General features: G+C 61.6%; 18 protein-coding genes and 1 tRNA gene. 16 read left to right on the forward strand and 3 right to left on the reverse strand.

The features are described from left to right. Nucleotides 1–103 precede the first annotated feature (103 nt). From apaG to F6X61_RS07090, 7 genes are all read left to right on the forward strand, one after another. Nucleotides 104–484, forward strand: a complete 381-nt coding sequence (apaG, locus tag F6X61_RS07060; RefSeq protein WP_125462348.1) for a Co2+/Mg2+ efflux protein ApaG — start codon at nt 104–106, stop codon at nt 482–484. After that, complete coding sequence (locus F6X61_RS07065) at nt 484–1,350, forward strand: symmetrical bis(5'-nucleosyl)-tetraphosphatase (RefSeq protein WP_153785987.1); 867 nt, start codon at nt 484–486, stop codon at nt 1,348–1,350. The genes apaG and F6X61_RS07065 overlap by 1 nt, the downstream gene beginning before the upstream one ends. Before the next feature lie 12 nt (nt 1,351–1,362). After that, nucleotides 1,363–1,692, forward strand: coding sequence for a thiosulfate sulfurtransferase GlpE (gene glpE, locus F6X61_RS07070; protein ID WP_153785988.1), 330 nt, complete (start codon nt 1,363–1,365; stop codon nt 1,690–1,692). A gap of 283 nt (nt 1,693–1,975) precedes the next feature. Further along, nucleotides 1,976–3,898, forward strand: a complete 1,923-nt coding sequence (locus F6X61_RS07075) for a PrkA family serine protein kinase (RefSeq protein ID WP_153785989.1) — start codon at nt 1,976–1,978, stop codon at nt 3,896–3,898. A gap of 134 nt (nt 3,899–4,032) precedes the next feature. After that, the gene (locus F6X61_RS07080; protein ID WP_110994288.1) at nt 4,033–5,304 is read left to right on the forward strand and encodes a YeaH/YhbH family protein; all 1,272 of its coding nucleotides are present in this window, start codon (nt 4,033–4,035) and stop codon (nt 5,302–5,304) included. Continuing rightward, complete coding sequence (locus F6X61_RS07085; RefSeq protein WP_153785990.1) at nt 5,301–6,869, forward strand: SpoVR family protein; 1,569 nt, start codon at nt 5,301–5,303, stop codon at nt 6,867–6,869. The genes F6X61_RS07080 and F6X61_RS07085 overlap by 4 nt, the downstream gene beginning before the upstream one ends. A gap of 60 nt (nt 6,870–6,929) precedes the next feature. Next, entirely contained in the window at nt 6,930–8,027 is a 1,098-nt protein-coding gene (locus F6X61_RS07090; RefSeq protein ID WP_153785991.1) for a multifunctional CCA tRNA nucleotidyl transferase/2'3'-cyclic phosphodiesterase/2'nucleotidase/phosphatase, read from the forward strand. A gap of 224 nt (nt 8,028–8,251) precedes the next feature. On the opposite strand, the gene folK is transcribed toward F6X61_RS07090, so the two are convergent. After that, nucleotides 8,252–8,761, reverse strand: a complete 510-nt coding sequence (gene folK, locus F6X61_RS07095) for a 2-amino-4-hydroxy-6-hydroxymethyldihydropteridine diphosphokinase (RefSeq protein WP_125462341.1) — start codon at nt 8,759–8,761, stop codon at nt 8,252–8,254. Continuing rightward, nucleotides 8,752–9,108: a dihydroneopterin aldolase gene (gene folB, locus F6X61_RS07100; protein ID WP_110994292.1), complete on the reverse strand. Its 357-nt coding sequence runs from the start codon at nt 9,106–9,108 to the stop codon at nt 8,752–8,754. The genes folK and folB overlap by 10 nt, the downstream gene beginning before the upstream one ends. Before the next feature lie 74 nt (nt 9,109–9,182). On the opposite strand from folB, the gene plsY reads away from it, so the two are divergent. Further along, on the forward strand, nt 9,183–9,752 hold the full coding sequence (gene plsY / locus F6X61_RS07105) for a glycerol-3-phosphate 1-O-acyltransferase PlsY (protein WP_153785992.1): 570 nt from the start codon (nt 9,183–9,185) through the stop codon (nt 9,750–9,752). Nucleotides 9,753–9,778: 26 nt separating this feature from the next. Here plsY and tsaD read toward each other — a convergent pair whose 3' ends face one another. Then, a complete protein-coding gene (tsaD, locus tag F6X61_RS07110; RefSeq protein ID WP_153785993.1) occupies nt 9,779–10,804 on the reverse strand; it encodes a tRNA (adenosine(37)-N6)-threonylcarbamoyltransferase complex transferase subunit TsaD in 1,026 nt (341 codons plus the stop codon). Between the two features lie 205 nt (nt 10,805–11,009). Between tsaD and rpsU the strand changes: the two genes are divergently transcribed. The 8 genes from rpsU (at nt 11,010) to F6X61_RS07150 (ending at nt 22,242) form a co-directional block, all read left to right on the forward strand. After that, a complete protein-coding gene (gene rpsU, locus F6X61_RS07115) occupies nt 11,010–11,225 on the forward strand; it encodes a 30S ribosomal protein S21 (RefSeq protein WP_003255575.1) in 216 nt (71 codons plus the stop codon). 275 nt (nt 11,226–11,500) lie between these two features. Next, the gene (gene dnaG / locus F6X61_RS07120; RefSeq protein WP_153785994.1) at nt 11,501–13,489 is read left to right on the forward strand and encodes a DNA primase; all 1,989 of its coding nucleotides are present in this window, start codon (nt 11,501–11,503) and stop codon (nt 13,487–13,489) included. A gap of 67 nt (nt 13,490–13,556) precedes the next feature. Then, complete coding sequence (gene rpoD / locus F6X61_RS07125; protein ID WP_153785995.1) at nt 13,557–15,407, forward strand: RNA polymerase sigma factor RpoD; 1,851 nt, start codon at nt 13,557–13,559, stop codon at nt 15,405–15,407. A 119-nt stretch (nt 15,408–15,526) separates the two neighbouring features. Beyond that, the gene (locus F6X61_RS07130) at nt 15,527–19,270 is read left to right on the forward strand and encodes a bifunctional diguanylate cyclase/phosphodiesterase (protein ID WP_153785996.1); all 3,744 of its coding nucleotides are present in this window, start codon (nt 15,527–15,529) and stop codon (nt 19,268–19,270) included. 17 nt (nt 19,271–19,287) lie between these two features. Next, nucleotides 19,288–19,364: transfer RNA gene (locus F6X61_RS07135), tRNA-Ile, on the forward strand. A gap of 482 nt (nt 19,365–19,846) precedes the next feature. After that, nucleotides 19,847–20,908: a site-specific integrase gene (locus F6X61_RS07140; RefSeq protein WP_034003578.1), complete on the forward strand. Its 1,062-nt coding sequence runs from the start codon at nt 19,847–19,849 to the stop codon at nt 20,906–20,908. A 187-nt stretch (nt 20,909–21,095) separates the two neighbouring features. Next, nucleotides 21,096–21,302 carry a hypothetical protein gene (locus F6X61_RS07145; RefSeq protein ID WP_033995319.1) on the forward strand — a complete coding sequence of 69 codons (207 nt, stop codon included), beginning with the start codon at nt 21,096–21,098 and terminating at the stop codon, nt 21,300–21,302. A gap of 1 nt (nt 21,303) precedes the next feature. Next, the gene (locus tag F6X61_RS07150; protein WP_153785997.1) at nt 21,304–22,242 is read left to right on the forward strand and encodes a replication initiator protein A; all 939 of its coding nucleotides are present in this window, start codon (nt 21,304–21,306) and stop codon (nt 22,240–22,242) included. Nucleotides 22,243–22,624 lie beyond the last annotated feature (382 nt).

Genomic DNA, 22,624 nt, shown 5'->3' on the forward strand with positions numbered 1-22,624 from the left:
GCTCCCGTGGGAGCGGGCTTGCCCCGCGATCTGCCATGACTGGCCCTCCCCCCCGCCAATGGCCTAGACTGCGTTATTGCGTCAGTTCGCCCAAGGCCCTTGCATGTCCGACCCCCGCTACCAGATCGACGTCAGCGTCGTGACCCGCTACCTCAAAGAACAATCCGACCCCGAAAACAGTCGCTTCGCTTTCGCCTACACCATCACCGTGCAGAACAACGGCACGGTCAAGGCCAAGCTGATGTCGCGTCACTGGCTGATCACCAATGGCGATGGCGAAGTCGAGGAAGTGCGCGGCGCCGGCGTGATCGGCCAACAACCGCTGATCGACCCAGGCCAGAGCCACACCTACAGCAGCGGGGCGGTCATCACCACCCGCGTCGGCACCATGCAGGGTAGCTATCAGATGTTCGCCGAAGACGGTAAACGCTTCGACGCCGAGATCGCACCGTTCCGCCTGGCCGTTCCCGGGGCCCTGCACTGATGGCCACTTACGCGGTCGGTGACCTGCAAGGTTGCCTGCAGCCGCTCAAGTGCCTGCTCGAACGCGTACGCTTCGATCCTGCCGTCGATCGACTGTGGCTGGTGGGCGACCTGGTCAACCGCGGCCCCGAGTCACTCGAGACACTGCGCTACCTGTACTCCATTCGCCACGCCCTGGTGTGCGTGCTGGGTAACCACGACCTGCACCTGCTGGCGGCCTGGCATAACGTCGAGCGCCTGAAGAAGAGCGACACCCTGCGCGAAATCATCGAAGCGCCGGACGCCGACCAATTGTTCGACTGGCTGCGCCAGCAGAAGCTGCTGCACTACGACGAGCCCCGTGGCATCGCCATGGTTCATGCCGGGATCCCGCCGCAATGGACCCTGGGCAGAGCGCTGGAGCTGGCTGGCGAAGTCGAGGAAGTGCTGCGCGACGACAATCGCCTCAAGCTCTACCTGGACGGCATGTACGGCAACGAACCGAACAAGTGGAGCAAGGACCTTACCGGCGTCGAGCGCCTGAGGGTGATCACCAACTACTTCACCCGCATGCGCTTCTGTACCGCCGCCGGCAAGCTCGACCTCAAGAGCAAGGAAGGCCTGGACAGCGCGCCGAAAGGCTACAAGCCATGGTTCGACCACCCCGACCGTCGCGCACGCCATGTGAAGATCATATTCGGCCACTGGGCCGCCCTTGAAGGCCGCGTCAATGCGCCGGGCGTCATCGCCCTGGACACCGGCTGCGTCTGGGGTGGCGCCATGACCCTGTACAACGTCGACAGCGGCGAGTACCACCGCTGCGACTGCACCCGCGAGGGCACCCCTCGCCTGCCGGCAGCACCGGCCGCCCCCACCGATCAGCCCTGAAGGAACCGCCCCATGAGCGAATTCAAGCGCATCACCCCCGAACAGGCCCTCGCCCTGCGCGCAGAAGGCGCGGTCGTGGTCGACATTCGCGACCCACAAGCCTATGCCGCCAGCCACATCAGCGGCGCCACTCATCTGGATAACCACTCGGTTGCCGACTTCATCCGCAACGCCGACCTCGACGCACCTACACTGGTAGTCTGCTACCACGGCAACTCCAGCCAGAGCGCCGCCGCCTACCTCGTCGGCCAGGGCTTCTCCAACGTCTACAGCATCGACGGAGGCTTCGAGCTGTGGCGCACCACCTACCCGGGCGAAACCGCCCAGGGCAGCGCTGAATAATTTTTTCATTTTTCCTGCAGCCCGCGCTCCGTGCGGGCTTGCGACCGACCTGACGAACGGTCGCAGTCGTCTTCTTCGCCCCCCGCCCTTGACCTCTCGTATAACCAACTATCCTTAAGCCCAGGCCATCCAAAAAAGGGGAGAGCCGGTACACCGGCGTGCGGGTCATCGGTAGCGTTTCAGGGTGTTCTGGGGGGTATACAGCAACCGGCAAAAACCGGTTGCATGCCAGCATCGGCTGACTGATCCGGCGTCGTCTCCACGTATCGAGCGAGGTGACGTCATGAGCATTTTTAGCCACTTCCAACAACGTTTCGAGTCCACCCGCCAGGAAGAACTCACGCTGCAGGAATACCTCGAGCTGTGCAAAGAGGATCGCAGTGCCTATGCCTCGGCGGCCGAGCGGCTGTTGCTGGCCATCGGCGACCCAGAGCTGATCGACACCTCAAGCAACTCCAGGCTGTCGCGGATCTTCTCCAACAAGGTGATCCGCCGCTATCCGGCCTTTGCCGACTTCCATGGGATGGAAGAATGCATCGACCAGATCGTCTCCTACTTCCGCCATGCCGCCCAAGGCCTGGAAGAGAAGAAGCAGATCCTCTACCTGCTGGGCCCGGTGGGCGGCGGTAAATCGTCGCTGGCCGAGAAACTCAAGCAGCTGATGGAGAAAGTACCGTTCTATGCCATCAAGGGCTCGCCGGTATTCGAGTCACCGCTGGGGTTGTTCAACGCCACCGAAGATGGCGCGATTCTCGAAGAAGAGTTCGGCATCAACCGCCGTTACCTCAACACCATCATGTCGCCCTGGGCCACCAAACGCCTGCAGGAGTTCGGCGGCGATATCAGCAAGTTCAAGGTGGTCAAGCTCTATCCCTCGATCCTCAACCAGATCGCCATCGCCAAGACCGAACCCGGTGACGAGAACAACCAGGACATCTCTGCCCTGGTCGGCAAGGTGGATATCCGCAAGCTCGAGGAATTCCCGCAGAACGACGCCGACGCCTACAGCTATTCGGGCGCGCTGTGCCGGGCCAACCAGGGCCTGATGGAATTCGTCGAGATGTTCAAGGCGCCGATCAAGGTCCTGCACCCCTTGCTCACCGCCACCCAGGAAGGCAACTACAACAGTACCGAAGGCCTCGGGGCCATCCCCTACACCGGTATCCTGCTGGCCCACTCCAACGAATCGGAGTGGCACACCTTCCGCAACAACAAGAACAACGAAGCCTTCATCGACCGTATCTATATCGTCAAGGTGCCCTACTGCCTGCGGGTCAGCGACGAGATCAAGATCTACGACAAGCTGCTGGTCAACAGCTCGTTGGCCAAGGCCCACTGCGCGCCCGACACCCTCAAGATGCTGGCCCAGTTCACCGTGCTTTCGCGGCTCAAGGAACCGGAAAACTCCAACATCTACTCGAAGATGCGGGTCTATGACGGTGAAAATCTCAAGGACACCGACCCCAAGGCCAAATCGATTCAGGAGTACCGCGACGCGGCAGGCGTCGACGAGGGCATGAACGGCCTGTCGACCCGCTTCGCCTTCAAGATCCTGTCCAAGGTGTTCAACTTCGACCCGCACGAAATCGCGGCCAACCCGGTGCACCTGCTGTATGTGCTGGAGCAGCAGATCGAGCAGGAGCAATTCCCGGCCGAAGTGCGCGAACGCTACCTGCGCTACCTCAAGGAATACCTGGCGCCGCGCTACATCGAGTTCATCGGTAAGGAAATCCAGACCGCCTACCTCGAGTCCTACAGCGAGTACGGCCAGAACATCTTCGACCGCTACGTGCTGTACGCAGACTTCTGGATTCAGGACCAGGAGTACCGCGACCCGGAAACCGGCGAAATCCTCAACCGCATCGCCCTCAACGAAGAGCTGGAGAAGATCGAGAAACCGGCCGGCATCAGCAATCCGAAGGACTTCCGCAACGAAATCGTCAACTTCGTGCTGCGCGCCCGGGCCAACAACAATGGCAAGAACCCCAGCTGGCTCAGCTACGAGAAGCTGCGGGTGGTCATCGAGAAGAAAATGTTCTCCAACACCGAGGACCTGCTGCCGGTCATCAGCTTCAATGCCAAGGCCAGCAAGGAGGATCAACAGAAGCACAACGACTTCGTCACCCGAATGGTCGAACGCGGCTACACCGACAAGCAGGTGCGCCTGCTGTCCGAGTGGTACCTGCGGGTCCGCAAATCGCAATAAAGCGGCAAGTGACAAGCCGCAAGCTGCAAGCCGCACGGCGCCAGGGCGAGCTCTGGCGCCACGGCTTTCAGCAGCGGTGGCTGCTCCATCTTGCAGCTTGAGAGTGGTAGCTGCATCCAGTCACCGGAGGGATCATGAGCTACGTAATCGACCGACGCCTGAACGGCAAGAACAAGAGCACGGTCAACCGCCAGCGTTTTCTGCGGCGCTACCGTGAGCACATCAAGAAAGCCGTCGAAGAGGCCGTTAGCCGCCGCTCCATCATGGACATGGAGCACGGCGAGCAGATCAGCATCCCGGGCCGGGACATCGACGAACCGGTGCTGCACCACGGTCGCGGCGGCAAGCAGACCGTCGTCCACCCCGGCAACAAAGAGTTCACTGCAGGCGAGCATATCGCTCGACCACAAGGCGGCGGCGGGGGTGGCGGGCGCGGCAAGGCCGGCAACTCCGGCGAGGGCATGGACGATTTCGTCTTCCAGATCACCCAGGAAGAGTTTCTCGAATTCATGTTCGAGGACCTCGAGCTGCCCAACCTGGTCAAACGCCACCTGACCGGTGCCGACACCTTCAAGACCGTGCGCGCCGGGATCGCCAACGAAGGCAACCCCTCGCGCATCAACATCGTGCGCACCCTGCGTTCGGCCCATGCCCGGCGCATCGCGCTGACGGGCAGCAGCCGCGCGCTGCTGCGCGAGGCACAAAAGGAGCTGGACCGGCTGAAAGTCGAGGAGCCCGACAACTTCACCGACATCCAGGAAACCGAGGCCGAAATCGAGCGGCTCAAGGCACGCATCAACCGCCTGCCGTTCCTCGATACCTTCGACCTCAAGTACAACCTGCTGGTCAAGCAGCCCAACCCCAGTTCCAAGGCGGTGATGTTCTGCCTGATGGACGTTTCCGGCTCGATGACCCAGGCCACCAAGGACATCGCCAAACGCTTCTTCATCCTCCTGTACCTGTTCCTCAAGCGGAACTATGACCGCATCGAAGTGGTGTTCATCCGGCACCACACCAGTGCCCGCGAAGTCGACGAGGAAGAATTCTTCTACTCCCGCGAAACCGGCGGCACCATCGTTTCCAGTGCGCTCAAGCTGATGCAGGAAATCATGGCCGAGCGCTACCCGGCCAGCGACTGGAACATCTACGCCGCCCAGGCGTCCGACGGTGACAACTGGAACGACGACTCGCCAATCTGCCGCGACATCCTGTCCAAGCAGATCATGCCGCACGTGCAGTACTACACTTACGTCGAAATCACCCCACGCGAGCATCAGGCGCTGTGGTACGAATACGAGCGCATCGGCGAGGGCTTCCCCGACACCTTTGCCCAGCAACAGTTGGTATCGGCCGGCGACATCTACCCGGTCTTCCGTGAACTCTTCCAGCGCAGGTTAGCCACATGACCGCCAGAGAGCAGAGACGCCAACCCATTTCCACCGGCTCCGAATGGACATTCGAGCTGATCCAGACCTACGACCGCGAAATCAGTCGCCTGGCCGCGCGTTACGCGCTGGATACCTACCCCAACCAGATCGAAGTGATCACCGCCGAGCAGATGATGGACGCCTACGCGTCCGTGGGCATGCCGTTGGGTTATCACCACTGGTCCTATGGCAAGCAATTCCTCAGTACCGAGAAATCCTACAGCCGTGGGCAGATGGGCCTGGCCTACGAGATCGTGATCAATTCCGACCCGTGCATCGCCTACCTGATGGAAGAGAACACCATGTGCATGCAGGCACTGGTGATCGCCCATGCCTGCTATGGCCACAACAGCTTCTTCAAAGGCAACTACCTGTTCCGCACCTGGACAGACGCAAGTTCGATCATCGACTACCTGGTATTCGCCAAGCAGTACATCGCCCAGTGCGAGGAACGCCACGGCATCGATGCCGTCGAGGACCTGATCGACTCCTGCCACGCCCTGATGAACTATGGCGTCGACCGCTACAAACGCCCCTACCCGATCTCGGCCGAAGAGGAGCGCCGCCGGCAGAAGGAGCGTGAAGAGCACCTGCAGCGGCAGATCAACGATCTGTGGCGTACCATCCCCAAAGGCACCGAAAAGGGCGGCGAGCGCGACGATGCGCGCTTCCCTGCCGAACCTCAGGAAAACATCCTGTATTTCATCGAAAAACACGCGCCGTTGCTCGAACCCTGGCAACGTGAGGTAGTGCGCATCGTGCGCAAGATTGCGCAGTACTTCTACCCGCAGCGACAAACCCAGGTGATGAACGAGGGTTGGGCGACCTTCTGGCACTACACCCTGATGAACGACTTGTACGACGAAGGGCTGATCACCGAAGGCTTCATGATGGAGTTCCTGCAGTCGCACACCAGCGTGGTGTTCCAGCCGGGCTTCGACAGCCCCTATTACAGCGGCATCAACCCCTACGCCCTGGGGTTTGCCATGTACACCGACATCCGCCGTATCTGCGAAAACCCGACGGAAGAAGATCGCCGCTGGTTCCCGGACATCGCCGGCAGCGACTGGCTTTCCACCCTCAAATTTGCCATGAGCAGCTTCAAGGACGAGAGTTTCATCCTGCAGTACCTGTCACCCAAAGTGATCCGCGATCTCAAGCTGTTCAGCATTCTCGACGACGATCAGCGCGACGATCTGCTGGTGCCGGCAATCCATGACGAAGATGGCTATCGCACCATCCGTGAACAGTTGGCCGCCCAGTACAACCTGGGTAACCGTGAACCCAACGTGCAGATCTGGAGCATCGACCGCCGCGGCGACCGCTCCCTGACCCTGCGCCACCAGCAGCACAACCGTAAACCACTGGGTGACTCCACCGACGAAGTACTCAAGCACCTGCACCGCCTGTGGGGCTTCGACATCCACCTCGAGACCGTCCAGGGCGACCAGGTGATGAAAACCCACCACATGCCGCCGCGCAGTGAACACGGCGAGGCAGGTGACTACGGGCGCATGGATCTGGCCGTGGTGCACCACCTCTAGCGCAACGCCCCCTCCATTGCTGTCGACAAGGTATCCTGTCGCCAGTAATGGAGGTTCCACATGCAGATCTACAAGGTTGGCGGCGCCGTGCGCGACCGCCTGCTCGGCCGCCCGGTCAGCGACATCGACTGGTTGGTGGTCGGCGCCACCGTCGAACAGATGCAGGCCCAGGGCTTTCGCCCCGTCGGTGCCGATTTTCCGGTGTTCCTGCACCCGAAGACGGGCGAGGAATACGCCTTGGCCCGCACCGAGCGCAAAAGCGGCCGTGGCTATGGCGGCTTCACCTTTCACGCAAGCCCGGATGTCACCCTCGAAGAAGACCTGATCCGTCGTGACCTGACCATCAACGCCATGGCCGAGGACGAAAAGGGCACGCTGTACGATCCCTACCGCGGCAAACGCGACCTGGATGAACGCATCCTTCGTCATGTTTCCCCGGCGTTCGCCGAAGATCCCTTGCGGGTACTTCGTGTTGCCCGTTTTGCTGCCCGTTACGCGCCGTTGGGTTTCAAGGTCGCCGAAGAAACCTTGGGGCTGATGCGCCAGATTGCCGAGTCGGGCGAACTGCAGGCGCTGACCGCAGAGCGCAGCTGGAAAGAGATCGAGCGTGCGCTGATGGAGCGCGAGCCCCAGGTGTTCATCGAAGTGCTGCGTAGCTGTGGCGGGCTGACGGAACTGATGCCCGAGCTTGCGCACGGCGCTGAAACCTTGCCGGCGCTGCACCAGGCGGCAAGCCGTCAGCAACCGCTGCCAGTGCGCTGGGCGTGCCTGCTGCGAGGGCTGCCGCTTGCCGCGATCAAGGCGCTCAACCAGCGCCTCAAAGCCCCGCGTGAATGCCAGGAACTGGCGGCGCTGGTGGGGGAGTTTGCCGAGCGGGCGGACCATGCCCTGGAGCTGGAGCCTGCAAGCCTGCTGGAAATGCTGCAAAAGTTCGACGTGTATCGGCGGCCGCAGCGCTTCGAGGACTTCATCGCCGCCTGCGAGATGGCGACGCTGGGCTCAGTTTATCCACAAGGCGAGTACTTGCGCGGGGCCGCAGAAGCAGCGCGTGCCGTGGATGTGAAGCCGTTGCTGGAAACCGGGCTGACTGGCCAGGGCCTGGGCGAAGCGCTCAAAGCCGAGCGCCTCAAGGCGCTCGAAGCTTACACGTCGGTATGATCTGACTGGCCTCATCGCTGGCAAGTCGCGGCGGCGAACCGCAGCTCCCACAGGTACGATGCTTGCCTCGAGGTTAGCGCGATCAATGTGGGAGCGGCTTTAGCCGCGAACACCGGCAGAGCCGGTGCCATCCACCGCGTCGCTTGCTTCGCGGCTAAAGGCGCTCCCACCTGACCGCGCCGAACTCAAGACCTGCTCTATGCCCGCGAAGGGGCGGCGCGGGCTCACGCTGGGGTCAACTGCAACCCACGCCATTCGAACGGCACCGGCGCCAGCACCTGTTCGATGCTCGCCTCATGCCACAGCTGCGCCATGCTTTTCCCGGCGCCCGGATGCATCAGCGTCGGCGCCAGCAGTGACAGCGGCCAGAGCACAAAAGCATTTTTCAGGATTTCCGCACGCGGCAGCACCAAGCCATCGAAGGTGCCGTGCAGATCGCCGTACATCAGCACATCGATATCCAGCGGCAAACCCTTGCGGTCCGGCGCATAGCGGCCATTTTCCGCCTCGATGAACTTGAGCCGGCGGTCGAACTCCAGCAGCGGCAGCTCGGTCTGCCCACGCACTACCAGGTTGTAGAACGGGCCGCTCTTGATGCCCACCGCCTGGCTCTCGAACACCGCCGAACACTGCATGCCGCTGAGCATGCCAGCCAACGCATCGAGCCCCGCACACAAGTGCCGCTCGCGGTCGATGTTGCTGCCCAGGCCCAGGTAAACCGTGTTCAGAGACATCCGCGCTCGATCTCCACGCCAACGCCGCCGCGAGCCGCTGGCACTGCGCCCGGCTTGGTGAGCTTGAGGCGCACCCAGGGGATGTTGAACTCGGCCATCAGTACCGCCACCAGGCGCTCGGCGAAGGTCTCGACCAGCTCGAAGCGAGCCTGCTCGGCAAACGCCTGGACCCGCGCCGAAACGCTGGCATAGTCCAGTGCCAGCGACAGGTCATCACCGGCGGCGGCCGGGCGGTTGTCCCAGGCGAAACTCAGGTCCAGGCGCAGGCACTGGCGAATATCCCGCTCCCAGTCGTAGGCGCCGATCACGGTATCGACTTCCAGGCCTTCGATGAACACTCTGTCCAAGCACTTCTCTCCACAGCACGACAAGGGCGACGGGCGCCGTTAGAATCAGGGCGTCCTCGCCCGGAATAGTTAGCATGTTTTGGTCACTGGCGCTGCTTGCCTACCTGCTCGGCTCTCTGTCCTTTGCCATCGTCCTGAGCCGCCTCAGCGGCAGCCCCGACCCGCGTTCCAGCGGCTCGGGCAATGCCGGCGCCACCAACATGCTGCGCCTGGCCGGGCGCAAGCTGGCGATCCTGACGCTGCTGGGCGACCTGTGCAAGGGCATGCTGCCGGTGCTGCTGGCACGCCTGGCCGGGCTGGACCTGCAAGAGCAGGCCTGGGTCGGTATCTGCGCGGTAGTCGGCCATCTGTTCCCGATCTACTTCCGCTTCCGGGGCGGCAAGGGCGTGGCCACTGCCGCTGGCATGCTCATGGCCCTGTACCTGCCGGCCGCCCTGCTGGCCATCAGCGCCTGGCTGCTGACCTTCTACCTCACCCGCACCAGCTCGTTGGCCGCGTTGATCGCCACGCCCCTCACCCTGCCACTGCTGGCCTGGCGCGAGCCGGCAGCCTTGCTGCCGATGACCGTGCTCACGGTGATGATCGTCTGGCGCCATCGCAACAATCTGCGTGACTTGTTTGCCGGGCGCGAACGGCACTTCTGAAACGCTCGCCCGAACCCAGCCCTTTGTTACAGTGCCGGCAACTGCTCCATCGGCCAGCGCGGCTGCACGCTGATCGCCAGGTCCTGCTGCTGCCCGGCCATCAAGCGCTGGCAGCCAGCATAGGCGATCATCGCGCCATTGTCGGTGCAGAAGCGCGGGCGCGCGTAATAGACATTACCCTTGAGGCCGGCCAGCATCGTCTCCAGTGACGTGCGCAGGGCGGTGTTGGCACTCACACCACCGGCGATCACCAGGCGCTTCAGGCCGGTCTGCTTGAGCGCCCGCTTGCACTTGAAGGTCAGAGTCTCCACCACCGCCTGCTGGAACGCCAGCGACACGTCGCTACGGGTTTGCTCGTTGTCGTCCCCGGCATCGCGGCATTTTTGCCAAGTGTTCAGGGCGAACGTCTTGAGGCCGCTGAAGCTGAACTGCAGGCCTGGGCGGTCGCACATCGGCCGCGGGAACACGAAGCGCCCCGGGGTGCCTTGCTCGGCCAGGCGAGCGATTTCAGGCCCACCTGGATAATTGAGGCCGATCAGCTTGGCCGTCTTGTCGAACGCCTCGCCAGCTGCATCGTCCAGGCTCTCGCCGAGCAGTTCGTATTGGCCGATGCCATCGACCCGTACCAACTGGGTATGGCCGCCCGACACCAACAAAGCGACGAACGGAAACTCCGGCGGCTGCTCTTCAAGCATCGGCGCCAGCAAGTGCCCTTCCATATGGTGCACACCGATCGCCGGGATATCCCAGGCAAACGCCAGGGCCTGGGCGCATGAAGCGCCCACCAGCAACGCGCCGACCAGGCCAGGACCCGCGGTGTAGGCGATGGCGTCGATCTCGGTGGCGACGCAGTCGGCCTCCTCCAGCACCTGCCGGATCAGCGGCAGCATGCGCTTGACGTGGTCGCGCGAGGCAAGCTCGGGCACCACACCACCATAAGCGCGATGCAGGTCGATCTGGCTGAACAGCGCGTCGGCCAACAAGCCGCGTTCGCTGTCGTATAATGCGACGCCAGTTTCGTCGCAGGATGTTTCCAATCCCAGTACTAGCATGGGTTCGTGCCCTGTCGAGGCTGAATTCGAAGGCGCGCATGATAGTCCCCGCACCCTGTGCCGACCAGCGGTTTTCGATCAGAGGCTTTGCATTCCTGCCAGCTAAGGGTTAACATCCGCAACCCTTGAAAACCGACGTACTCCAGCACACCTTATGTTTTGCCAGGAGCACGTCTACCCCGGTAATGAATTAAGGTAGCCCTGGATGCCAGCCGTCAAAGTTAAAGAGAACGAACCCTTCGACGTAGCTCTGCGTCGTTTCAAGCGCTCCTGCGAAAAAGCCGGTGTACTGGCTGAAGTTCGTAGCCGCGAGTTTTACGAGAAGCCGACCGCCGAGCGTAAGCGCAAAGCCGCTGCCGCTGTAAAGCGTCACGCGAAGAAAGTTCAGCGCGAACAGCGCCGCGCAGTTCGTCTGTACTAATACAGCCGTTCTACGCAAAGCTTCTGCCCCGCCCGGCCTCGTGCCGGGCTGATGGCAGCGGTCGCTTCAAACCCTTGGCCATGCGCCTGGGGTGCCCCGGCAAAAGCCATGGGCAACCTGCAATAACACGTCAGACCTGGCCATTGGCCAGACGTGCACGTCCTTTCTGACGAGCCCTCACAGGCTGGTGACGAGCACATACCCCTTCGCAACACCCCACGCCAAACCCGAGCACAAGCGTTTAGACTTGCCAGTTGCCAGATGACGAGGCTGCCATGGCCGGGCTGATTCCCCAGAGTTTCATCGATGACCTCCTGAACCGCACCGACATCGTCGACGTGGTGAGTTCGCGCGTCCAGCTGAAGAAGACCGGCAAGAATCTTTCCGCCTGCTGCCCGTTCCACAAGGAGAAGTCTCCCTCCTTCACCGTCAGCCCCGACAAGCAGTTCTACTACTGCTTTGGCTGCGGCGCCGGCGGCAACGCGCTGGGCTTCATCATGGACCACGACAACCTGGACTTCCCCCAGGCGGTCGAGGAACTGGCCCGTGCAGCCGGCATGGAAGTGCCACGCGAAGAGGGCCGTCGAGGGCAGAAGCCGCGCCAGCCAACCGACTCCCCCCTGTACCCGCTGCTCGAAGCGGCCAGCGAATTCTATCGCCAGGCCCTGCGCAGCCACCCGACCCGCAAGGCGGCGGTGGACTACCTCAAGGGCCGCGGCCTGTCCGGCGAGATCGCCCGCGATTTCAGCCTGGGCTTCGCCCCGCCAGGCTGGGACAACCTGCTCAAGCACCTGGGCGCCGACACGCTGCAGCAGAAGGTCATGATCGATGCCGGCCTGCTGATCGAGAACGCCGAGAGCGGCAAGCGTTACGACCGTTTTCGCGACCGCGTGATGTTCCCGATTCGCGACAGCCGTGGCCGGGTCATTGCCTTCGGCGGCCGGGTGCTGGGCGACGACAAGCCCAAGTACCTGAACTCCCCGGAAACCCCGGTATTCCATAAAGGCCAGGAGCTGTACGGCCTGTACGAGGCACGCAAGAACAACCGCAACCTCGACGAAATCATCGTCGTCGAAGGCTACATGGACGTCATCGCCCTGGCCCAGCAGGGGCTGCGCAACGCCGTGGCGACACTGGGCACGGCTACCAGCGAAGAACACCTCAAGCGCCTGTTCCGCGTGGTGCCCAGCGTGCTGTTCTGCTTCGACGGCGACCAGGCAGGACGCAAGGCCGCCTGGCGCGCACTGGAGTCGACCCTGCCGAGCCTGCAGGATGGCCGCCGCGCACGCTTCCTGTTCCTGCCCGAGGGCGAAGACCCGGACAGCCTGGTCCGCGCGGAAGGCACCGACGCCTTCCATGCCCGCATCAACCAGCACGCCCAGCCGCTGGCCGACTATTTCTTCGAGCAGTTGAGCAACGAGGCCGATCCGCGCTCGCTGGAAGGCAAGGCGCACATGGTCACGCTGGCCGCCCCGCTGATCGAAAAGGTCCCAGGAGCGAACCTGCGCCAACTGATGCGCAACCGCCTGAAGGAGATCACCGGCCTCGACCCGCAGCAGCTGGAGCAACTGGCGCAGAGTGCGCCGGCCGCCAGCAGCGTGCCGGATTACGACCCGGGCTTCGACTACGACGCCATGGCCAGCTACACCCCGGACTATGGCGACCTGCAGCACCAGCCCGACTACGCCCCGGCGCAACAGGAGCAACGCCCCTGGACACCGAACAAGGGCGGCAAGAAACAATGGGATGGAAAGCCCTGGGACAAGAAAGGCGGCAAGCCCTGGCAGCGCGATGGCCAACGTGGCGAGGCGCCACCGCGGGTACCGGCGCCGGTGGAACCACCGTCGTTATCGGCGCTGCGCACGCTGTTGCACCACCCGTTGCTGGCCGGCAAGGTCGAAGATGCCGGCCACTTCGCCGACGAGCAGCAACTCTACAGCCAACTGCTGGTGGCCCTGATCGAGGCTGCGCAGAAGAATCCTAAGCTAAGCTCTATGCAGTTGATCGCACGCTGGCATGGCACCGAACAAGGCCGCTTGCTGCGCGCCCTGGCGGAAAAGGAATGGTTGATCGATGCCGACAACCTTGAACAACAGTTTTTCGACACTATAACTAGTTTGTCCGCCCGCCAACGCGAGCGCAGCCTGGAACATTTGATCAGCAAATCTCGTCTAACAGGCTTGGACGAGGACGAAACTGCCAAGCTTCGTGACTTGCTCCGCCGCAATGTTCCCGCACAAAACCCGACCTCATCTGGCGCGTGAGGTCCATGCTCGGGTATAATCCTCGGCTTGTTTTTTGCCCGCCAAGACCTTCAGTGGATAGGGTGTTATGTCCGGAAAAGCGCAACAGCAATCTCGCATCAAAGAGTTGATCACCCGCGGTCGTGAGCAGGGCTACCTGACTTACGCGGAGGTCAACGACCACCTGCCCGAGGATATTTCAGATCCGGAGCAGGTGGAAGACATCATCCGCATGATCAACGACATGGGGATCAACGTATTCGAGAGTGCTCCGGATGCGGATGCCCTGTTGTTGGCGGAAGCCGACACCGACGAAGCCGCAGCCGAAGAGGCCGCCGCAGCGTTGGCGGCAGTTGAGACCGATATCGGCCGCACGACCGACCCGGTGCGCATGTACATGCGCGAAATGGGTACCGTCGAGCTGTTGACCCGCGAAGGCGAAATCGAAATCGCCAAGCGCATCGAGGAAGGCATCCGCGAAGTCATGGGCGCCATCGCCCACTTCCCCGGTACTGTCGACCACATCCTCAGCGAATACGACCGCGTCACCTCCGAAGGTGGCCGTCTGTCCGACGTCCTCAGCGGTTATATCGACCCTGATGACAACATCGCCGCACCGACCGAAGAAGTACCGATCCCTGGTGCCAAGGCCGCTGCCGCGAAGGAAGACGAAGACGAAGACGAAGAAAACGCCGAGAGCAGCGACGACGAGGAAGAGGCCGAAAGCGGTCCGGACCCGGTCGTTGCAGCCCAGCGTTTCGGTGCCGTCTCCGAGCAGCTCGTCATCACCCTCAAGGTGCTGAAGAAACATGGCCGCACCCATGCCGAAAGCATTGGCGCCATGCAGGCCCTGGCTGATCTGTTCATGCCGATCAAGCTGGTGCCCAAGCAGTTCGAAGCACTGGTAGAGCGCGTTCGCAGCGCCCTGGACCGTCTGCGCCAGCAGGAACGCGCCATCATGCAGCTGTGCGTGCGTGACGCGCGCATGCCGCGTGCCGACTTCCTGCGTCTGTTCCCGAGCAACGAGACCGACCAGACCTGGAGCGGAGACCTCGCCAAGCGCAGCACCAAATGGGCCGCTGCCCTGGGTGAGAAAAACGCCGCGATCGTCGCCTGCCAGCAGAAACTGATCGACCTTGAGACCGAGACCGGCCTGACCGTTGCCGAAATCAAGGAAATCAACCGTCGCATGTCCATCGGTGAGGCCAAGGCCCGCCGCGCCAAGAAGGAAATGGTCGAGGCGAACCTGCGTCTGGTGATCTCCATCGCCAAGAAGTACACCAACCGTGGCCTGCAGTTCCTCGACCTGATCCAGGAAGGCAACATCGGCCTGATGAAGGCGGTGGACAAGTTCGAATACCGTCGCGGCTACAAGTTCTCGACCTACGCCACCTGGTGGATCCGCCAGGCGATCACCCGTTCGATCGCCGACCAGGCGCGCACCATCCGTATTCCGGTGCACATGATCGAGACGATCAACAAGCTCAACCGCATTTCCCGGCAGATGCTGCAGGAAATGGGTCGTGAACCGACCCCGGAAGAGCTCGGTGAGCGCATGGAGATGCCAGAGGACAAGATCCGCAAGGTATTGAAGATCGCCAAGGAGCCGATCTCCATGGAAACGCCGATCGGTGACGACGAAGACTCGCACCTGGGCGATTTCATCGAGGACTCCACCATGCAGTCCCCGATCGACGTGGCCACGGTCGAAAGCCTCAAGGAAGCGACCCGTGACGTGCTCTCGGGCCTGACCGCACGCGAAGCCAAAGTGCTGCGCATGCGTTTCGGTATCGACATGAACACCGACCACACCCTCGAAGAAGTCGGCAAGCAGTTCGACGTGACCCGTGAGCGGATCCGTCAGATCGAAGCCAAGGCGCTGCGCAAGCTGCGCCACCCGACGCGAAGCGAGCATCTGCGCTCCTTCCTCGACGAGTGATGACGAACCCCGGCCCAGGCCGGGGTTTTTCTTATGTGACAAAAGGTCATGACCGGCGTCACCCTGCTGGCAGGATGCCCGTCTACACTCGACTCAGACCCCCTGATCGAGAGGCCGCTATGCCCTTGATGCCGGCCCTCCTGTTGCTGCTCCTGATGGTCTGGAACACAACGGCCGGCGCCCTGACCCTGACTGACGAGGAACAAGCCTGGCTCAGCGCGCACCCGCAGCTGCGCCTGGGCGTAGATGCTTCATGGCCGCCCTTCGAATTTCGCGACCAGGAAGGCCGTTACCAGGGACTGGCCGCCGATTACATCGCCCTTATCCAGGAGCGCCTGGGCGTCACGCTCAAACCGGTCGAGCCCAGCAGCTGGACCGAGGTGCTCGAGCAGGCGCGCAACAACCGCATCGACCTGCTGCCCGGCATCATGTCCACCCCGGAGCGCCAGAGCTACCTGGCCTTCACCCGCCCCTACCTGGACTTCCCGATTGTCATACTCGCCCACTCCGGTGGCGCGCAGCCGCGCAACCTCAAGGACCTCTACGGCCTGAAGATCGCCGTGGTAGAGAACTACGCCCCCCACGAGCTGCTGCGCACGCACCACCCGGACCTCAACCTGGTGGCCATGCCCAACGTCAGCTCGGCGCTGCAGGCACTGGCCACCGACGCCGTGGACGCCGTGGTCGGCGACCTTGCCTCGAGCATCTGGAGCCTGCGCCAGCTCAAGCTCGATGGCCTCTACGTCAGCGGCGAAACGCCCTACCGCTACCAACTGGCCATGGCCGTGCCACAGCAGCAGAAGATTCTCGTGGCCATCCTCGACAAGGTCATGGCCGACATGAGCAACAGCGAAATCAGCCATATCCAGCAACGCTGGGTGGGCAATGTCGTCGACCAGCGTACCTTCTGGCATGACATGCTGCTGTACGGCCTGCCTGCGGTCCTGCTGCTGGTGGCCATCCTCGCCGTGGTGATTCGCATCAACCGCCGGCTGAGCTCGGAAATTTCCCGGCGTATCGCCCTGGAGCAGGAGCTGCGCAGCAGCGAATACCACTATCGCGGCCTGGTCGAGAGCCTGTCGGCGATCGCCTGGGAGGCCGACGCCAACGATTTTACCTACAGCTATGTTTCGCCCCATGCCGAAGACCTGCTCGGCTACCCATTGAGCGAATGGCTCAAGCCCGGTTTCTGGCGCAGCATCCTGCATCCGGAGGACGCGCTCTGGGCTCAGGCCTACTGCGACAGCGAGACTGCCGCCGGACGTGATCACAGCCTCGACTATCGGGTGATCCGCGCCGACGGTCATGCCCTGTGGGTGCGCAACATCGTCAGCATGATCGAGCACGGCCACAAGCCCCTGATGCGCGGCCTGATGATCGACATCAGCGAAACCAAGCACACCGAGGACGCACTGCGCCTGTCGGAGCAGAAGTTCGCCTCGGTATTCCAGCAGTGCCCGGACATCCTGCTCATTGCCCGGCAAAGCGACGGCTGCCTGCTGGAGGTCAACGAAGCGTTCGAAGAACAGATCGGCTTGAGCCCGAACCAGGTACTCGGCCGCACCGCCACCGAACTCGACCTGTGGGGCGTCGCCGGCACCGGCCCGATCATGCTCGAACGCCTGCAGCGCAGCGGTGTGCGCAACCTCGAGATGACCTTCCGCCGCAGCAACGGCCAGCTGTTCACCGGCCTCACCTCCGCCGAGGCCTTCGACCTCGATGGAACCCGGGCCCTGGTGGTGGCGGTGCGCGACATCAGCCAGCTGAAAGAGACCCAGCAACAACTGCAAACCTCGGAAGAAAAGTTCGCCAAGGCCTTCCATGCCTCCCCCGACGGCCTGCTGCTGTCGCGCCAGAGTGATGGCCTGCTGCTGGAGGTCAATGAAGGCTTCTGTCGCCTGACCGGTTACGACATAAGCCCGAACGTCGACCAGACCTCCCTGGACCTCGGCATCTGGGTCGACCTCAACGAACGCCAGCGCCTGGTCGAACGGCTCCAGCGCGAGGGTGCCGTGCGCGACTTCAGCTGCCACATCCGCCGCAGCGACGGGCAGATCCGCCTGTGCGAGCTGGCCGCCCGACCATTGCCGATCGGCGGCGTCGACTGCATGCTGACCATCGCCCGCGACATCACCGAACGCCACCTGATGCAGGAAAAACTGCAACTGGCGGCCACGGTGTTCGAGAACACCGCCGAAGGCGTGCTGATTACCGACATCGAGCAGCGCATCAGCGCAGTCAACCGCGCCTTCAGCGAGATCACCGGCTACAGCGAAATCGAAGCCCTCGGCCAGACCCCTCGCCTGCTTGCCTCTGGCCAGCACGACAGCGCCTTCTACCTCGCCATGTGGCACCAGTTGACCGCCGAAGGCCACTGGCAGGGCGAGATCCACAACAAACGCAAGAACGGCGAGCTCTACCCCAGCTGGCTGACCATCAGCGCCGTGCGCAACAGCGAGCGCGAGATCACCCACTTCGTCGCCGTATTCGCCGACATCTCCAGCCTCAAGCACGCCCAGGCCAAGCTTGACTACCAGGCCCATCACGACCCACTGACCGGCCTGCCCAACCGCACGCTGTTCGAGAGCCGCCTGCAGGCCGTACTGACCTGCGCCCAGGTTTCCAACCGCCAGGGTGCGGTGCTGTTCCTCGACCTCGACCGCTTCAAGCACATCAACGACAGCCTCGGCCACCCGGTCGGCGACCTGCTGCTCAAAGGTATCGCCCAACGCCTGAAGGAGCAGGTGCGCGACGTCGATACCGTGGCCCGCCTGGGGGGGGACGAATTCATCATCCTGCTGCCCGGCCTGCACAAGCCCGACGACGCCAGCGCCATCGCCAACAAGCTGCTGGCCTGCTTCCATGCCCCCTTCCAGGCCGGCGAGCATGAGTTCTTCACCAGCGCCAGCATCGGCATCAGCCTGTACCCACAGGACGGCACCGACGTTGCCACCTTGATCCGCAACGCCGACGCCGCGATGTACCGCTCCAAAGCCAAGGGCCGCAACCGGGTCGAAGCCTACACCCGCGACCTTACCGCCCAGGCCAGCGAACGCATCGCCCTCGAGCACGAACTGCGCCGCGCCATCGAACGCAACGAGCTGAGCCTGTGCTACCAGCCCAAGTTCAGCCTCAAGACCCAGGGCCTGGTAGGCGCCGAGGCGCTGATCCGCTGGACCCATCCCACCTTCGGCGAGGTGCCGCCCGAGCAGTTCATCCACCTCGCCGAAGAAAACGGCACCATCCTTCAGCTTGGCGACTGGGTGCTGGAACAGACCTGCCGGCAGATGCACGCGTGGAAAAAGAACTACCAGTCCTTCGGCCCGCTCTCGATCAACCTCGCCGGCGCCCAACTGCGCCAGCCAAGCCTGGCCAAGCGCATCGAGCAACTGCTCAGGACATACCAGCTCAAGGCGGGTGACCTGCAACTGGAAATCACCGAAAACTTCATCATGAGCCAGGCTGAAGAAGCCTTGGCCGTCCTCCACCAGCTCAAGCAGCTTGGCGTGCAGCTGGCCATCGACGACTTCGGTACCGGTTATTCGTCGCTCAGCTACCTCAAGCGCCTGCCGCTGGACATCCTCAAGATCGACCAGTCGTTCATCCGCGGCCTGCCGGATGACCCCCACGACGCCGCTATCGCCCGTGCGATCATTGCGCTCGGGCGCAGCATGCAGCTCACCATCATTGCCGAGGGCGTGGAGAACCAGGCCCAGCAGCGCTTCCTCGCCGCCGAGGGCTGTGAACAGATCCAGGGCTACATCGTCAGCCTGCCCCTGCCACCCGCGGAGTTCGCCGCGACCTTCCTGCGCATAGCACTATCGGATCTTTCGGATGGCACGGTATCGAAACCCTCGTTATAATCCGGCGCACCTGCTGAGGGCCTATAGCTCAGTCGGTTAGAGCAGAGGACTCATAATCCTTTGGTCCACGGTTCGAGTCCGTGTGGGCCCACCACCTTCAAAGCCGCGTCCTGCGCGGCTTTGTGCTTTCTACGGTCGTGGCACCCGGATCAGTCCTTTGGTCCAAAGGTACGAAAACGGTACAGCGCTGGCACGCCAGCCTACCTTTGGAGTCCTCTCAGATGACCACGAACGTCAAAACACTCTCCTGTATTGGGAATGCCCTTCTCAGTGAAGCTGGCTGCCCGACTTCCCCCAAGACCTTCCCAACCAAGGGCAAAGCCGAGAACCAGGCATACCAAGCCGAAGGCTGTATCGCATGGAGCATCTTCATCCAGCCCAGCCATATTGACTCACCCTGGTTGGGACTTATTCCAAAGCGTCCATCCGATCCCCTCAGGATCGGAGGAGCCTCATTAGGGGCACTCCCTTTCCACTGTTAGGAAACACAGCACTGCACCACGGTTGATGGAAACGTCGACTCCACCGCTATTCAGCGCAGTTGCTAAACCAGCCTAACTTTGGAGCTCCAACCTGATGGCCACAATCGTCAAGACCACTGCCGGCACTTGGAAAGCGGTTATCCGCAAAACCGGCTGGCCAACGAACGCCAAGACCTTCCGAACCAAACGCGACGCCGAGGATTGGGCTCGTCGCACAGAAGACGAGATGGTACGTGGCGTCTACATACAACGCAGCGGCTCCGAGCGCATGACGCTTGAGAAAGCTCTGGGCCGCTATCTTCGTGAGGTCACGCCCACGAAGAAACCCACCACGCAGAAGGCCGAGGCCACCAAGGCGCAACAACTAATTCAACATTTGGGGAAATACTCCCTCGCAGCCCTCTCTGCAGACATCATTGCCGACTACCGCGACACTCGGCTTGCCTCCCTTACCAAGCGCAAACGCCCAACCAGCAATAACACCGTCAGACTTGAGCTGGCTCTGCTCAGCCACCTCTTCACAGTAGCGATCCAAGAATGGGGGCTTGGCCTGACATTCAATCCAGTTCTGAACATTCGCAAACCGAGTCCAGGCGAAGGTAGAGACAGGCGTTTGTCCCAGGATGAGGAACGACGCCTTATGACTGCCGTGAATAATCACAGCAACCCTATGCTGGGCTGGATCGTTTGCATCGCACTGGAAACCGGCATGCGTTCATCAGAAATCACCGGGCTGCTTTGCCACCAGGTCGATCTGAAAAAGCGCGTTGCGCGCCTTTCCGATACCAAAAACAACAGCGCACGCACAGTGCCACTGACCAGGCTCGCCACTGAAGCCTTCAGGCTGGCCCTGGAAAATCCTCTGCGCCCAGCGGACTGCAACCTGGTGTTCTTCGGTGAGCCTGGCAAGGACCATAAACGACGTCCTTATGCTTTCACAAAGACGTGGGGCCTGATCAAACAGCGTCTCGGTCTAGCAGACCTACGCTTTCACGATCTGCGTCATGAGGCAGTTAGCCGCCTGGTTGAAGGAGGGCTATCTGACCAGGAGGTCTCAGCTATCTCCGGCCATAGGTCCATGCAAATGGTCCGTCGTTACACGCATCTTCGAGCGGAGGATCTTGTTTCTAAGCTGGATCGCATCCAGCAGAACTAGTTGCCTGGATTTCCGGTTTAGCATGCGAAAGTAGTCGAAATTTCCCCTAGAGGCACCCACCTTTAGGGGACTCGCCACCTGCCAATGCTACAGGGGTTGTGCTCCTTTCCTCACTACGCCAGCCTGCCCTCAGAAAAGGGGCACTGCATTTCCACTATTTGGGTATCAAGAAAAACGGAGATACCCCATGTCCCTCGAGGAACAGCTAATTTCCCGCTTCGGTCCGCTTCTGTCCATGGAGCAGCTGGCCGAACTGTTGCACCGCCCCACCAAAAGCCTGTCTGTTGCACTTAGCCGTCCCGGCCCCCTATCTGACCAACTCAACATTGCTCGAGTGAAGATTGGCCGGAAAGTCTACTTCCGGGCAACCGATTTGGCTGCGGCGCTTTCGTAACGTGCCTGTGCAAGTAGATCAGGCGCTAGCACGCCTGGAAGAAAGCCGCCTACGACGTGGAAAAGTCGTTCCGCACGTTAAGGATCGGCTCACCACCCAAGCGCCAATCGAAGCTCCTTTGGGGGCGATTGAGAAGAACTGTGAGAATCGCGAATTTTTCCTCGCAGATATGTTCGACCTTCCACTCAAATGTGACGGTCACAGCCTTCAGGCGCCGATCTTCTCGCTTTCAACCAAGCCGGATAGAAACGTTTGGGAATGGCGGAGCAAGGACGAAAAATCGTACATAAAAGTGGTTCCATCAGTTCTAGGACGCGCTACACAGCACGATAAAGACATCTTGATTTTTGTGATCAGCCAGCTCGTAGAAGGGCGCAATCGAGGTAGGGCGGACGCAAGAAATCGTACTGTCAGATTCAGAGCATATGACCTCCTTGTGGCCACCAACCGCCAAACTAGTGGGGATGGCTATAGACGCTTGAGAGAGGCGCTGGAACGGCTTAGCTGCACGAAAATCATGACCAATATTCAATCAGGTGGTCAGCGATTCAGAGAGGGGTTCGGGCTCATAGACCGATGGCGAATTGTGGAGCAATCCGCTCATGACACCCGCATGGTCGCAATTGAAATCACTTTATCCAAATGGCTATTCAGCGCAGTTCGCTCGCTAGAGGTGTTAACCCTTGATCCAGCCTATTTCGAGCTTCGATCCCCCCTGGCCCGAAGGCTCTACGAGATTGCACGTAAACACTGCGGATACAAGGGACAATGGAGCATTGGCCTTGAGTTGCTAAGGGGAAGGGTTGGCAGCCACTCTCAATTACGAGATTTCCGGCGCCAGGTACGTGCCATCCAAGCAGAAAATGGCCTTCCTGGATACCGATTGGAGCTGGGCGAAAAGGACAGGGTGACCTTCTTCAACCCAGCAAAATCAAGCTAGGTCATGAGGCTTCCTAGCACCGAGCAGACGGAGCAGACTGTGGATAGTATCGTCGTTTCACACGCACTCGCCTCGTCGTTTCACACGCGAAATCCTGTGAAAAGACACGTCGTTTCACCCACGATTACTTCGTCGTTTCACACGCGACCACTTCTGTACACCCCCCAAGCTCATTGGGTTTCCGCCGGACCAGCTCCACCCTAACGCGCGCGCGCGTTTCTTAACCAAAAAATCTTTAACTAGCTTGTAATCAACGTGCGGCAAGCATCATCAGTTACCACCATCGGATTCGGGAGGTCAGCCGCCGGAGTAGCGACAAATGGCCATCACGCTGGCACTATCGGGTCATTGAGCGCCCGCGCTCTGGATAGGGAATTCACTT

It is taken from the genome of Pseudomonas sp. EMN2 (assembly GCF_009650555.1).
Classification (GTDB): Bacteria; Pseudomonadota; Gammaproteobacteria; order Pseudomonadales; family Pseudomonadaceae; genus Aquipseudomonas; species Aquipseudomonas sichuanensis.